18 protein-coding genes are annotated in these 13,388 nt (G+C 63.8%); 7 read left to right on the top strand and 11 right to left on the bottom strand.

Annotated features, from left to right (window positions below):
- Positions 1–2: 2 nt before the first annotated feature.
- On the bottom strand, positions 3–1,424 hold the full coding sequence (gene sthA, locus FZI91_RS19450; RefSeq protein ID WP_239001742.1) for a Si-specific NAD(P)(+) transhydrogenase: 1,422 nt from the start codon (positions 1,422–1,424) through the stop codon (positions 3–5).
- A gap of 124 nt (positions 1,425–1,548) precedes the next feature.
- Between sthA and FZI91_RS19445 the strand changes: the two genes are divergently transcribed.
- Together FZI91_RS19445 and FZI91_RS19440 are read left to right on the top strand one after the other, a co-directional pair.
- Positions 1,549–2,280 carry a hypothetical protein gene (locus FZI91_RS19445; RefSeq protein WP_162526013.1) on the top strand — a complete coding sequence of 244 codons (732 nt, stop codon included), beginning with the start codon at positions 1,549–1,551 and terminating at the stop codon, positions 2,278–2,280.
- A 120-nt stretch (positions 2,281–2,400) separates the two neighbouring features.
- Positions 2,401–3,450, top strand: coding sequence for a DUF4192 domain-containing protein (locus FZI91_RS19440; RefSeq protein WP_155940695.1), 1,050 nt, complete (start codon positions 2,401–2,403; stop codon positions 3,448–3,450).
- Positions 3,451–3,463: 13 nt separating this feature from the next.
- On the opposite strand, the gene FZI91_RS19435 is transcribed toward FZI91_RS19440, so the two are convergent.
- From FZI91_RS19435 to FZI91_RS19425, 3 genes are all read right to left on the bottom strand, one after another.
- On the bottom strand, positions 3,464–4,150 hold the full coding sequence (locus FZI91_RS19435) for a metal-dependent transcriptional regulator (RefSeq protein WP_162525999.1): 687 nt from the start codon (positions 4,148–4,150) through the stop codon (positions 3,464–3,466).
- A 133-nt stretch (positions 4,151–4,283) separates the two neighbouring features.
- On the bottom strand, positions 4,284–5,255 hold the full coding sequence (locus FZI91_RS19430; protein ID WP_155940694.1) for a sigma-70 family RNA polymerase sigma factor: 972 nt from the start codon (positions 5,253–5,255) through the stop codon (positions 4,284–4,286).
- A 147-nt stretch (positions 5,256–5,402) separates the two neighbouring features.
- On the bottom strand, positions 5,403–5,828 hold the full coding sequence (locus FZI91_RS19425; protein ID WP_155940692.1) for a DUF3099 domain-containing protein: 426 nt from the start codon (positions 5,826–5,828) through the stop codon (positions 5,403–5,405).
- Between the two features lie 25 nt (positions 5,829–5,853).
- Between FZI91_RS19425 and FZI91_RS19420 the strand changes: the two genes are divergently transcribed.
- A complete protein-coding gene (locus FZI91_RS19420) occupies positions 5,854–6,087 on the top strand; it encodes a DUF3039 domain-containing protein (protein WP_155940691.1) in 234 nt (77 codons plus the stop codon).
- Between the two features lie 33 nt (positions 6,088–6,120).
- Here FZI91_RS19420 and FZI91_RS19415 read toward each other — a convergent pair whose 3' ends face one another.
- Complete coding sequence (locus tag FZI91_RS19415) at positions 6,121–7,074, bottom strand: YihY/virulence factor BrkB family protein (protein WP_155940690.1); 954 nt, start codon at positions 7,072–7,074, stop codon at positions 6,121–6,123.
- A gap of 62 nt (positions 7,075–7,136) precedes the next feature.
- On the bottom strand, positions 7,137–7,331 hold the full coding sequence (locus FZI91_RS19410) for a hypothetical protein (protein ID WP_155940689.1): 195 nt from the start codon (positions 7,329–7,331) through the stop codon (positions 7,137–7,139).
- A 170-nt stretch (positions 7,332–7,501) separates the two neighbouring features.
- On the opposite strand from FZI91_RS19410, the gene FZI91_RS19405 reads away from it, so the two are divergent.
- From FZI91_RS19405 to FZI91_RS19395, 3 genes are all read left to right on the top strand, one after another.
- Complete coding sequence (locus FZI91_RS19405) at positions 7,502–7,870, top strand: DUF952 domain-containing protein (RefSeq protein ID WP_162526014.1); 369 nt, start codon at positions 7,502–7,504, stop codon at positions 7,868–7,870.
- Positions 7,871–7,932: 62 nt separating this feature from the next.
- A complete protein-coding gene (locus tag FZI91_RS19400; RefSeq protein ID WP_162526000.1) occupies positions 7,933–8,829 on the top strand; it encodes a DUF692 family multinuclear iron-containing protein in 897 nt (298 codons plus the stop codon).
- Positions 8,822–9,250 carry a hypothetical protein gene (locus FZI91_RS19395; RefSeq protein ID WP_155940686.1) on the top strand — a complete coding sequence of 143 codons (429 nt, stop codon included), beginning with the start codon at positions 8,822–8,824 and terminating at the stop codon, positions 9,248–9,250. The genes FZI91_RS19400 and FZI91_RS19395 overlap by 8 nt, the downstream gene beginning before the upstream one ends.
- Before the next feature lie 256 nt (positions 9,251–9,506).
- Here FZI91_RS19395 and FZI91_RS19390 read toward each other — a convergent pair whose 3' ends face one another.
- Genes FZI91_RS19390 through FZI91_RS19380 form a run of 3 tightly spaced genes read right to left on the bottom strand, consistent with a single transcriptional unit; the run spans position 9,507 to position 11,346 of the window.
- Entirely contained in the window at positions 9,507–10,169 is a 663-nt protein-coding gene (locus FZI91_RS19390) for a sterol desaturase family protein (protein WP_155940684.1), read from the bottom strand.
- Entirely contained in the window at positions 10,166–10,894 is a 729-nt protein-coding gene (locus tag FZI91_RS19385; protein WP_155940682.1) for a FadR/GntR family transcriptional regulator, read from the bottom strand. Before FZI91_RS19385 ends, FZI91_RS19390 begins: the two co-directional genes overlap by 4 nt.
- A 50-nt stretch (positions 10,895–10,944) precedes the next feature.
- A complete protein-coding gene (locus FZI91_RS19380; protein ID WP_239001743.1) occupies positions 10,945–11,346 on the bottom strand; it encodes a RidA family protein in 402 nt (133 codons plus the stop codon).
- A gap of 56 nt (positions 11,347–11,402) precedes the next feature.
- Here FZI91_RS19380 and FZI91_RS19375 point away from each other — a divergent pair, with 56 nt between their 5' ends.
- Complete coding sequence (locus tag FZI91_RS19375; protein ID WP_162526001.1) at positions 11,403–12,233, top strand: LLM class F420-dependent oxidoreductase; 831 nt, start codon at positions 11,403–11,405, stop codon at positions 12,231–12,233.
- On the opposite strand, the gene FZI91_RS19370 is transcribed toward FZI91_RS19375, so the two are convergent.
- Positions 12,222–12,680, bottom strand: a complete 459-nt coding sequence (locus FZI91_RS19370; protein WP_155940680.1) for a DUF5946 family protein — start codon at positions 12,678–12,680, stop codon at positions 12,222–12,224. The genes FZI91_RS19375 and FZI91_RS19370 overlap by 12 nt on opposite strands.
- A 17-nt stretch (positions 12,681–12,697) precedes the next feature.
- On the bottom strand, positions 12,698–13,366 hold the full coding sequence (locus FZI91_RS19365; RefSeq protein WP_155940679.1) for a VOC family protein: 669 nt from the start codon (positions 13,364–13,366) through the stop codon (positions 12,698–12,700).
- Between the last annotated feature and the right edge of the window lie 22 nt (positions 13,367–13,388).

Genomic DNA, 13,388 nt, shown 5'->3' with positions numbered 1-13,388 from the left:
CTTCAGGCCTTGAACCGGTTGAGTGCGCGAATCTTGTTCATCACGTCGAGCGCGGCCACCTTGTATGCCTCCGAGAACGTCGGATAGTTGAAGACGGCGTCGACGAGGTATTCCACAGTTCCCCCGCAGCCCATCACCGCCTGCCCGATATGGACCAGATCGGTGGCATCGGAGCCGAAGATGTGCACCCCGAGCAGCTTCAGGTCCTCCGTGGACACCAGCAGCTTGAGCATCCCGTAGGAATCGCCGGCGATCTGCCCGCGCGCCAGCTCGCGGTAACGCGAGACGCCCACCTCGTAGGGAATCGCATTCTTGGTGAGTTCAACCTCGGTGGCGCCCACGTAGGACACCTCGGGGATCGAGTAGATACCGATCGGCTGCAGATCGGTCATGCCCTTGGAAGGCTCGCCGAATGCGTGGTACGCGGCCAGACGGCCCTGGTCCATTGAGGTGGCCGCCAGCGCCGGGAACCCGATCACATCGCCCACCGCGTAGATGTGGTCGACCTTGGTCTGAAAGTTCGCGTCGACCCAGATCCGGCCGCGATTATCGGCCTCCAGACCCGCGTTGGGGAGTTCGAGCTGATCTGTCTGGCCCTGCCGCCCCGCCGAGTACATGACGGTGTCGGCAGGGATCTGCTTTCCGCTGGCCAAGGTGGTCATGGTTCCGGAGTCGTTGACGGCGACCGTGGTCACCTCCTCGCCGAAGCGGAACGTAACCGCCAGATCGCGCAGGTGAAAGCGAAGGGCCTCAACGACTTCCGGGTCGCAGAAATCGAGCATGGTGTCCCGCCGCTCCACTACGGTCACCTTGGTGCCCAGCGCGGCGAACATGGAGGCGTACTCGATCCCGATGACGCCCGCCCCCACCACGACCATCGTCCCGGGGATGAAACGCAGATTCAGGATGCCGTCCGAATCCAGGACGCGCTTCTCGTCGAATGCGATGCCGGCGGGCCGGGCGGGATTGGTTCCGGTGGCGATGACGACGTACTCGGCATGCAGCGTTGTCCGCTCGCCGCGGGACGGCTCCTCCACTACGACGGTGTGCTCATCGACGAAGCGGCCGATGCCGTTGACCAGGTCGATCCGGTTGCGCAGCAGCTGGGCGCGCACCACCTCGATCTCCTTGCGGATGACGTGTTGAGTGCGGGCCAACAGATCATCCGGGGTGATGTTGGCCTTGACTCGGTAGCTCGCGCCGTACAGCTCGCGCTGGTTCATGCCGGTCAGGTACATCACGGCTTCGCGCAGCGTCTTCGACGGGATGGTTCCGGTGTTGGTGCAGACGCCGCCGAGCATGTTGTCGCGTTCGACCACCGCCACCGTCTTACCTAGTTTTGCCGCGGCGATGGCGGCCTTCTGGCCACCGGGGCCGGAGCCGATGACGACGAGATCGTAGGCGGGAGTATCTGCAACTGGCATGGGTGTACTCATACGCCGATTCGCGGAATCATGCATGCCGTCCGCGCCACGGCGGCATGAACAGTTGTCCCCGGGTGATTCTCGCGCGCGCCTCCTCGGGCTCGCGGTATGCCGATGGCAGCATGTGACCGTGACGGCATCGCGGCTGGTAGCGACGATAGTTGTGGCTGGTTGCTGCGCTGGGATGGCGCCCGCGTGCACGCGGGCGGTGGACGGATCGGCCACTGCGGGATCCAGTGGTGCGTCCGTACCGGTGACTACTTCGACGACATTGCGGGCGCCGACGGGACCGGTGGGCCCACTGCTGTTGTCGCCGACGGAATTTCCGCCCCAATACTCAGCCACCACGTTGAGCCCGGATGCTGCCCGAATGGCCCTGCGGGATATCCGGGGTGTGCCCGAGGCTGCGACGGTGACCCCCGCCGCGTGTGCGCCGGCACCGCTTCCGGCGACGCTGCAGGACGTGGCGGTGGCGGTCGGCGCCAACGAATCCGATGAATCGACCATCACGGTAGCGGTACTGCGAGTACCGCAGCCGCTCGCCGCGTACAAGACGCAGGTGGAGCGTTGTGCCTCATTCACCTTCACGGGCGCAGATCAGATTCAGGGCGCTGTGACGGCGTCGCAGGCGGTGGCACCGCCCATCAATGCCGACGATTCGGTGGCGGTCAATCAGACGGTTTCCCCGGCGGGTGCAGGTAGCGGCACACAGACCACCCTCTCGCTTATCGCGCAGATCGGTGATATCCGAATCCTGGCCACATACATGACTTTTCAGGGCACCGAGCCCGACGCGGTGCTCCTCGATCAAGCCTTCACGGCCGCCGTACTGAAGGTGCACGACAGCTTCCGCTGAATCGCGGTCGGATCGTGCGCGCCATCCACAATTCGCGCAGTATCCACAGACCGTCGGCGGGATCGCAAAGCGTGAGGTCGCCGACGGGAACATGACGGTCGTCGATGTCAACGTGCGGACATGACATCGCTGATACCCGGGACTCCCGGTTGCCCCGACTTTCGCTTGAACCGGCCTTCCGCCCTCATCGCCGCCCTGCCGGCGATGCTGGGCTTCGTCCCAGAAGACTCCCTCGTGGTGGTCACGCTCGCCGATGGCCTTGTCGAGTCGATCATGCGCAGGGACCTGTTCGACCTGCATGGTCCTGAAGATCAAGCCTTCGCGGTGCTGGCGGAGGTGGTCAGCTCGGGTCCGGCCGATGGGGTCATCGCGGTGGTCATCAGCGCCGATCTCGATGAATTGGATGCCGGCGACATCATCCGCCGGCTGTCCAAACACATGGAACACCATCGCATTTCGTTGATCGCCGGTCACACGGTGGACCGGATCTCCCCGGATGGGTGGTGGCGCTGCTACGACGGGTGCGGTGCCGGTGGGCCCGTCGACGATCCGTCATGCTCACCGCTGACCGCTGCCGCAGTACTGGCGGGCAGAACCGTGCATCGACGCCGAGAGGACCTCGTGGCGATGATCGCGCCCATTGACCCGCGTCGTACCGCTGTCCTTGCTGCCTCACTGCGACGACCGCTCCCGGAGCAGGGTGCCGATGCCGTGCAGGACCGGCGCGCGGTGAATCGGGTGATGCGGGCCGCCTGCCGGACGGCGGAAGGCCGCCCGATGTCCAACCGTGAGCTCCTTGCTATCGCACGCTCGCTAGGTGTCCTGCGCGTGCGAGACACGGTGTGCGCGCTGGCAGTCGGTGTGCTTGCGGTCGATGTGGAACGGCTCTGGCTGGAACTGAGCCGGCTGCTGCCGGTGCCGTGGCGCGCGGAAGCGTTGGTACTACTGGGCTTCAGCGCCTACGTGCGTGGCGATGGTCCGCTGGCGGGCGTTGTCTTGGACGCAGCCCTCGCAGCTCAGCCGGATCATCGCCTGGGGCAGTTGCTGATGTCGGCGCTGTACGCGGCTATGCGTCCCGACGAGATTCGCGCCCTGGCCGACACTGGTTTTCGGCTTGCGCAGGAATTGAGAATTAGCCTGCCCCCCAGGGAGAAACAGGAGAACCAGTGATTCGACGGACTGGTCAGACCTTCTCGACCATCACGGCGTGGGCCATCTCATGTGGCAGCTCGACACTCTCGTGACCGGGAATGACGATGATGACGCCGTCGGGGGAGGACTCCACTGTGACGCGGGCGTTCGGCACGATGCCGGCGTCCTTGAGGCGCGTCAGCAGATCGGTATCGGCCTGTACGTGCTCGGCTAGGCGGCGCACCACCACGGCAACCTGTGCGCCTGCGGCAATTTCGGTGAGTCGCACCGCGCTGGCATTGTCAGACCGGTCGTTGGGAACACCCAGCTCGGACAGGCCTGGGATGGGGTTACCGAACGGTGAGGTGGTCGGGTTGTTGAGCACCGTGAGCAGTCGCCGCTCAACGTCCTCGCTCATCACATGCTCCCAGCGGCATGCCTCGGCATGCACGTCTTCCCAAGGCAGTCCGATGACATCGACCAGTAGGCACTCGGCGAGCCGGTGCTTGCGCATGACCGAGACCGCGAGTGCGCGGCCCTTATCGGTGAGTTCGAGATGGCGGTCGCCGGCGACGTTCAGCAGGCCGTCTCGCTCCATGCGCGCCACCGTCTGGCTGACTGTCGGACCGCTCTGCTCCAGCCGCTCGGCGATGCGGGCACGCAGCGGAACGACGCCCTCTTCTTCAAGGTCGTAGATCGTGCGCAGATACATCTCTGTCGTATCGACAAGATCGTTCACTACTCGCCCCTTACGGTCGTGCTCAGTCTACCGATCCACAACGCAATTCGGGGCGCTGCGCTTCCTGACACAGCGCCCCGAGGGCAGGGTAGTGGGTGGATGAGTCGCTTGCGCGACGACCGGCCGGTCTTGGCTAGCTTGCGTACGAACGCAACCGCTCGGCGCGGTCGCCGTGGCGCAGCTTGTTCATGACCTCACGCTCGATCTGGCGCACGCGTTCGCGGGACAGACCGAACAGCTTGCCGATCTGATCTAGCGTGCGTGCCTGGCCGTCATCGAGTCCGTACCGGAGTCGAATGACCTGCTGCTCGCGCTCGTCGAGAGTGGACAGCACGCTGCGCACATCGGAGTGCAGCAGTTCGGCAATGACCGCGTTCTCAGCCGACATGGCCTCGGTGTCTTCGATGAAGTCGCCGAGTGGCGCTTCTTCGTCGGTCCCGACCGGCATGTCCAGGCTCACCGGATCCCGGCTGTGGTCCAGCAGATCCCCGATCTTCTCCACCGGAATGCCGGACTCCTCGGACAGTTCCTCATCGGTGGCCTCGCGACCGAGGCGCTGGTGCAGCTCGCGCTTGATGCGTGCCAGCTTGTTGACCTGCTCCACCAGGTGGACGGGCAGGCGGATGGTGCGGCTCTGGTCGGCCATGCCGCGGGTGATGGCCTGACGGATCCACCAGGTGGCGTAGGTCGAGAACTTGAACCCCTTGGCGTAGTCGAACTTCTCCATCGCCCGGATCAAGCCCAGGTTGCCTTCCTGGATGAGGTCGAGCAGCGGCATGCCGCGGCCGGTGTAGCGCTTGGCGAGTGACACAACCAGACGCAGGTTCGCCTCCAGGAGGTGACTGCGCGCGGCGCTGCCCTCGCGCACGATGACCGCCAGGTCCCGCTTGCGTGCCTCGCCGAGGCGCTTCTTGGTGTCCAGAAGGTGCTGGGCGTAGAGCCCCGCCTCGATCCGTTTGGCCAGCTCGACTTCGTCCTCCGCCGTGAGCAGCGCGGTCTTGCCGATGCCGTTCAAATACACCCGCACGAGATCGGCGGCCGGACTTTGTGCGTCCAGATCCGCGGACTCCATGGTGCGGGCCGGACGGGTGGTGGCGTTTGCCATCGCTGCCTCCTAGTTGATCCGTAAGTCTCTTGTGTTGCAACGCCTGGTCGGCTCAGAAAGTTCCTGAGGTTCCCAAATGGTGCTGTCACTGACCTGCGGATTCGCCGTCGGCGGCTGAGAATGTCCTGAGAATTGACATAGCTGTCCCTAAGACGGGTCGGCGGAGCCCTCCGGGTCGATCTGCGGTTGCGGCGGGGGAGCCGGATCAATCGCTCTGCGCTCCGCGGTGGGGAACAACCCATGGTGCTGCGTCTGCGGGCCGTAGCGGCGCGGTTCTTCGGCTTTCCGGGCGGGACGGTCATTGGCGATGAGCACCGCCATCCAGGGCAGCGGTATTGAGGCCGCCAGGATCGCCAGTGAGATCCACCCGTTGTGCCACGCGCTGTAGGCCCAGGCGGCGCCCAGCAGAGCCGGGATTCGGAACGCCATGAGCGTCACATAGCGGCGTACCCGGGCGCGATGCTGGTCCTCGACCGAGACCGCGGCCGCTGTGATGAGTACGGGATGGCCGTCGTCATCGAACGACAGCTCTCGGCGCTCTGTTCTTCGCCCGAGCGGCTCATCACCTCTCATACGTCCAGAATGTCACAATGTAGAGATGGACACGCAGACGATCGAGCGTCCGGACACCACCGTCGACGAGAGCACAGACAGCGATACCCCCAAGGTCTTTCACTATGTGAAGAAGGACAAGATCGTGGAGAGCGCGGTCATGGGAAACCATGTGGTCGCGTTGTGCGGTGAGGTCTTCCCTGTCACCCGGTCGGCGAAGCCCGGTTCACCGGTGTGCCCCGACTGCAAGCGCATCTACGAAATGATGCGCACCGATTAATCAGGGCCGTCGGCCCAGGCGAACGAGCGCTGACTAACAGCCTTCGGGGGAGTCCTCCGGCGACGCATTCGCGGAGCCGTTGGTTGGGCTCAGCCATTCGCGCAGCTGCCGGGCGTGGGTCGCGCCGGCCGGCCAGCGTTCCTCAATCGCGGCATTGAGTTCCGCGCCGAGCACGATCGCGAATCCGAGCATGAACGCGAACAGCAGAAATGCGATCGGGGTGGCCAGCGCGCCGTAGGTGTATCCCGTTCGGGTGATCCAGTTCAGATAAAATCGCAGGCCGAGGCTGGCGATCACGAAGAACGTCACCGCCAGCAGCGCGCCGATCAAGAGTCGGTGCGACGGAAGTGGCCTGGGTAGGGATACCCGATACAGCAGTGCCACCAGGGCCACCAGCGCGATGCCCAGGAGTGGGAAGTAGCCGTATCTCAGCAGCCCATTCCATGAGTCTGGGACCACCCCGGCGATCCGCTTGGGTCCGAGCGCGATGACGGGCAACGTCACCACAGCCATGGCCAATGCGGCGACGTACAACCCGAGTGCAAAGAACCGTTGACGAACGGGATGACGCAGCGGAGTCTGATCGTGCGCCTCAACGACGGAGTCCACGAAGCTCGATATCGCCGACGATCCGGCCCACAGCGAGATGACGAACCCGATCGACACCACCTCGCCGCGCCCGTCGCGCATGATGTCGATGATGGTCGGCTCGATGATCTCGGCGACGACGCTCTTGCTGAACACGCTATTGGCCACCCGCAGGAGCCGCTCTTGGATCTCCGGCAGCGTGTCCGGACCGAACAGCGGCCCCACGAACGTCAGGCTTCCCAGGATGCCGAGTAGCAGTGGCGGGAGCGATAGCACCTGCCAAAAGGCAGCCTGGGCAGACTGCGCGAAAATCGAGTCGTCCCAACTCTTTACGGCCGTCCGGCGGATCACGTGTAGGACGTCTCGACCCGTCGAGACATGGTGTGGCTTCTCACTCATGGCCACACCAGCATTCCTGATGGGATGGTCGCTGGTGATTACCGGGGGTGAAACCTCGACGACTAGGCCTCTACGGAGCCGCTGATGTACAGCACCGCCGATAGGGCACTCAGCTTCTCGGAGTGCTCATTGGCGTGATGCTGGCAAAAGAGCAGCTCGGCTCCGGAAGGGAGCGTGGCGCGGACCCGGGCAGCCGCTCCGCAACGATCGCAGCGGTCAGCCTTCGTCAGTTCTGGAGTGGTCAGAGTTGCAGTCATGGCTCCTCCGTATCTTTCCTGAGCTTTGCGATCGTGTGAACCGCTCGGCGCCTATGTATGTACTTTGTCAGACGTTTGGGGGGTTTCGGTTGTTCCCCATGTGTCTCCGGTGTGTCGCGGCTCACGTTCGATGTGTTACCGGCCTCAGGCAGGCTGGTGTGATGCATTCGATGTCACCGAGCGAACCCGAACTCGTTCACATCTGTTCCGTCGACGACTGGGCATTGGCCCGTGAACGGGGAGAGCATCGGCCCACGTCACTGGCTGAAATAGGATTCGTTCACTTGTCCGCGACACACCAAGTTCACCTTCCGGCCAATCGCTTGTATCGCGGGAGGTGTGATCTGGTCGTACTATCACTCGCCTCGAATCTGCTTGAGTCTCCGGTACGTTGGGAACCAGGTGTGCCCAGCGATCCTGAATCGATGCTGTTTCCTCACCTGTACGGCCCGTTGCCGATCGCCGCAGTTACTGCTGTGGCTAATTTCCGGCCTGGATCGGACGGCTTTTTCAAGTCGTTGGCACCTAGCACTTCCTAAGCTATCAACGTGGTAGCTAGACTGGCCTATGTCGTCGGTCTTGAGATAAGGGGGTAAACGCGGTGGCCTCTTCAAATCACCCGCTTACGACCGTGCTGGCCGATGAGCCCGCGGTCGGTGCCTCGTGGCGTCCCGAGCTTGCTGGCATGTTCAATCAAGGCGCCATTACGGACGACGTCCTTAGCATCTCGTTTACCGAGATCGTCGCCGAGAATTTCATCCCCGGACAGCTACCTGCTGAGCTGATGCGTCTTCGTGAGGCCGGCACAGTTGTCGTGCCTCATGGCGTGTCGTTGGGGCTCGCCGGCGCCGATATGCCAGACGCCAAGCGCGTCAAGCACCTGGCCGCTCTCGCCGCCGAGCTGAACGCCCCACTGGTCAGCGAGCATGTGGCCTTTGTGCGGGCAGGCTACGAGGGCGGCGCGCACGCCAACATGCTGGAGGCTGGCCACTTGGTGGCTCCGCCGCGCACCACATTGGCGCTGGACGTGCTGGTCGACAATGTGTCCCGGGTTCAAGATGACCTCGGAGTGCCGCTGGCACTGGAAAATGTGGCCACCACGTTGCAGTGGCCCGAGAACGAGCTCAGCGAGCCCGATTACCTGCGTGAACTTTCCCGGCGCACTGGCTGCTGGCTGGTGCTCGATGTCGCCAACCTGTACGCGACCGCGGTGGCCGCGGGTGTTGAGCCCGCCGCGATGTTGCGCCGATTCCCTGTCGAGCGCGTCGCGTATGTGCACATCGCGGGTGGCCGGTTCGAAGGGGACCTGTACTGGGATACCCATTCCGACACCATCATCGATCCGGTCGCAGATCTGCTCACCGAGCTTGTGGTGCTCACCTCGGGCCGCAGCCTGGGTGTGCTCATCGAACGCGACGGGTCGATCGACGAAGCGAGCGTCAGCGCCGACCTGTCGGTGGTCCGGCAGGCGATCAAGGCAGGTGTCGTTCATGCTTGACAACCGCGAGGTGTTGCGACGCCGTCAATTTTCGGTGTTGTCGGATCTGCTTGCCGGGAATGCCCCGTCGGGGTTCGACGAGCACACCGCGTTGGCCGCGGGTGCGCAGCTGCGCGTCAAGCGTCGTTTCGATACCGCCAAGGCTGTGCCGTGGCTTGCGGAAATGCCCGACTGGGAGCATGAATTCGAGCTGTACACACGGATGCACTCCATGCAGTGCTGCGTGCTTTGCGATGCCAAGGATTTCCGCCAGTACACCTACGAGTTGCCGCATTTGCGCGACTGGATGATGGATCGGGAGGTCACTGAGGGGCTTCGTCATTTCGCCCTGGTGCGCCGCGGTGGTCGTCGAGAAATTCAGATCGCGTTCGGAAAGAAATTGCGCTACTTCGCCTTACGTCCGGAGCGGGCCGAGGCGTGATGACCGCCATCATCGTCCTTGGGGCGGTGATACTTCTGCTGGTCGTGGTGGGAGCGTTGGTCGTTTCGTCCAATTCGGGGAGCCGTCCACGCAACAGCGGTGATTCGTCTTCGAGTAGCGGATACACCGGATACTCCGGTAGCAGCTGTGGGGGTAGCAGCAACGACTCCGGAAGCGGCTCAAGTGGTTGCGGCAGCGGATCGAGCGGTTGCGGTGGGGGTAGTAGTTGTGGCGGCGGGAGCTGCGGCGGCGGAAGCTAGCCAGTTATGCTGGGCGCGTGCAGATTTCGTACTGTTGGTGACGACTGCACCTGCTGAGGATCCGGATAGGTTCCCAATAGGCGGTCGGCCGTTCCCGAGCTGGTGACGGTGAACCAATAGTTCTCATTCTTGAAGTGGTGATACCGGTGGTTTCGCCATACTGCGCGATAGATGGCGTGACGCGGTTTGTAGTCGGTGTGGATGAGGTAGTGCGTCCATTCGTAGAACACCAGGAACAGCCCCACGGTAAGCGCGAAGGTGAGCCCAAGCCCGGTGCGCGGGAAGGCGAATAGTGCGATCGCGGTCAACCCGGCAATCACCACGACCAGGCTCGGCCACGGGATGAACACCAGCGGGATGTCCCGCGGATCCTGGTGATGGAGGCGATGGTCACGGGCAAGCCGGGAGTCCACCTTTACCGGCCCGACCGAACGCGGGCGCCAATGCAGGATGGCGACATGAATCAGCCACTCGGCGACGGGTGAAATGGCCACCAGTGCAATGGGTGTGATGGTATCGGCGATCGTCCAGCCGCCCGCTTCGATTCGAGCTCCCAGTAGGATTCCGCACCACGCGATCAGCATCCAGGGGCTGGGGTGCTTGACGAACTCGACAAGGGCGTTACGCAGGGTCATCGACTTGCGGACGGTGCGGGTCATTTCTGGTTCTCCATTTCGTGCAGGAGTGTGTCAAAGGCTTTGGTGCCCAAGGCAAGCATTGCCGCGGCGGACTCCTGTGCGGCATCGGGAGCCTCTTCGGCGATGGCGTCGGCGAGCTCCCGGTAGTGGCCGATATCGCTGACCTCGGCGGCCATGACATTCACGAGCACGTCGAGAGCCCGCACGTATGAGTCGCGCATGGTGTTGAACACCAGCCGGAAGGCAATCGAATCGGCGGTGTCGATGACCAGCTCCCAGAAGGCGAGGGCCTGCCACATTCGTTGCAGCGGATCGGTTTCCGATTCCAAATCGGCCGTCATGGCGTGCAAACGGTCGGCGACACCGGGGTTTTGGCTTGCCCGCTGTGCGGCCAACCGTGCCACCTGAGGGCCGATGATCGCGCGCGCTTCGATGATGCTGGCCAGCGTGCGGCGATCTACATCTCCGCCATATGCAAGCAATAACGGCAGCACATCGAAGCCGGCCTCGCTGCGGTAATCCCGGACGACCGTCGACCCGCCTTGCCTGATGTGAATCAGCCCCGCGCGCTCCAGGCGGCCCAATGCTTCACGGACCGCGGTGCGCGATACCCCTAAGGCTTCGGCAAGGGCGCGTTCGCTGGGCAGGGTCTCGCCCGGGGTGCGGTCACCGGTAAAGACCTGCCCCGCGAGCTGGCTGAATATCTCGTCGGGTATCGACTGACGGGCGATCGGCTGCAGTGCCATGCCCGCCACCGTAACACCACGATTGGTAAGAGGTCTAGTGGTCTGACCAATTATCCGACGATTGCGTCGGCCTCGATCTCCACCAGCAGCGCGGGGTCAATCAGCGCCGACACCTCGACCATGGTGGCGGCCGGCCGAATATCACCGAAAAACTCGCCATGGGCCAAACCAGCCTCACGCCACCGCTCGATGTCGGTGACGAAGATGCGCGTGCGCACCACGTCGGCTAACGACGCCCCCGTCTGGGTGAGCGCCGACTCGATACGGCGAAGGGCTTCGCGGGTCTGTTCGGCGAGGTCGTCGCCACCAACGGGAGGTAGTCCCTGGCGCGCGGCAGTGGTTCCGGCCACCGCGATATGGCTGCCAGTCCGCACCGCCCTCGAGTACCCGACCGCAGCCTCCCACTCGCCACCCGAACCGATCGTCATGCGTGTGCCTGTGGGTCTAGTCATGGCCGCAGCGTAGGCACTGGGGAATACCGGCGGCAATCAATTAATTGGACTGCGATGTGACCCGACCCATCCGCATTGGCATTCAGCTTCGTCCGGCCCAGACCCAGAGCTACCGGCAATGGCGGGACGCTGTCCTTCGGGCGGAGGACAAGGGGGTGGACGTTGTCTTCGGCTACGACCATTTCCATTGGCCGGCAGGCAGCTTGAGCAACGACGGCGTGGTGCTCGATCCGGTGCAACCCGATGTCAACAACTTCGAGGGGTGGACTGCCCTGGGATCGTGGGCCGAGATCACGTCGCGTGTGGAGATTGGGCTCCTGGTCACCGGGGTCGGATATCGCAACCCCGACCTGCTTGCCGATATGGCACGCACTGTCGACCACATCAGCGATGGGCGACTGATTCTCGGCGTTGGAGCCGGTTGGTACGAAAGGGACTACGCCACCTACGGATACGACTTCGGTACGGTCGGGTCGCGATTCGACCTGTTCGAGCAGAGCCTGGAGCGCGTCGAGAAGCGGTTGGGTCAATTGGTGCCACCGCCGGTGCGGCAGATTCCGATCCTCATCGGCGGGGCAGGGGAGAAGCGCACCATCCCGCTGGTGGCGCGCTACGCGCACATCTGGCATGCCTTCGCCGATATCGACACCTACCGGCGAAAGAACAACCTTCTGATCGCCGCCGCGGACCGAATTGGCAGAGACCACAGCGAGATCGAACGCTCGACCAGTTGGGGTCTCGATCCGAAGAAGGGCCTCACGACAGCCGAGGCTGATGCCTACGCGGACGCGGGAGTCACCCTGTTCACCATCGGGATCAACCCTGACCCCGACTATGACCTGTCGGTCCTGGACGCGCCACTGGCCTGGCGGGATTCACGCTCCTAGCGCAGCGTTGAGCGTCTCGCGGGTGGCATCGGCCCAATCACGCACCGCGACCATATATTCGGTAGGCGGGCGCGCCACCACATCGGCGGCCGTGATCATCCATCTGCGCGGCCAGCGCGAATCGACGTGACTGATGTCCGTGGGCGCAGGATTGGTGACCTTGAGGCCGCGAACGTTGCGCCGAACGTCTTCACGTAACTCGGCAATGGGGACCTCGGCGGTGAGCATGCGGGCGAGCTGAACGCGCAACTCCGCGACGGCCGGCGCGGTCAACCGTGAGGGATGCTGCAGCTGGTAGGTCGCGATCGCGTAGAAATGCGCGCGCCTGCCGTCCGTGCTGTCCTGGAGCGCCTGGGCTTCGACCTCCAGTAGCTGATGCACGCGGTCCCAGCAACGCCCGGAATCCGGAAGGGTGGCACCGCATTCCGGGCAGCAGCCATCAGTCATGCTGGACAACGTACGCCTCACGCGGCGGGTTGAATGCGGTAATACTCGCCGATCTCCAGCACGGCGGGGACATCCGCCGTGACGACGGTGGGTGCCGCAGGTGGGGGCACTCGGTGTTCGGGACGCCAGGTGACATCAGACGGCACCAGAATGAACAGGCCGTCATGGTCGCCTACCGGGCCAAAGCCCGCGCCGGGCGTACCGAAGGGGAGCAGGCCCAGTGTGTCGTGGATGAGCGCCTGGGTCTCCAGCACATCGGATACTCCGAAGCCGACCTCGCTGAGGCAGCGGATATCGCCGACGCCGAACGGGTGGTCGATACGGTTGTCCAGGATGTTGCGCTCGATGAGCTCCAGCACCGCGTCGTCGGGCCCGGTGAAGTAGATGCTGCGCGCCTGCCAGTTGGGTGCACAACCGAACTCGTCATGCCATTGACCGTCGGTCTGCAGAGTCACCCGCGTCGATAGCCACTCCTTGGCCGCGGCCAAGCTTCCCGCGGGAATGGTGAAGGCGATGTGATGAGCACCGTGATACGTAGGACCGGGAATCATCGTCAGCGTGCTTTCCCCAATGCGGACCCTGGCCTGGTCGCCGTCGAATTGTACTGGCAGTTCTAGGGTTTCGGCGTAGAAGCGGGCAGCGGCGGGCACGTCGGTGGCGGTGATCTGCACATCGTGAATCTTCATGCCCCGACATTAGGGCCTCAAG

Origin of the sequence: Mycobacteroides sp. CBMA 271, assembly GCF_009729205.1 — a bacterium.
Classification (GTDB): Bacteria; Actinomycetota; Actinomycetes; order Mycobacteriales; family Mycobacteriaceae; genus Mycobacterium.
The sequence above is the reverse complement of the archived record's forward strand: the minus strand, read 5'-3'. Positions and strand labels throughout refer to the sequence as shown.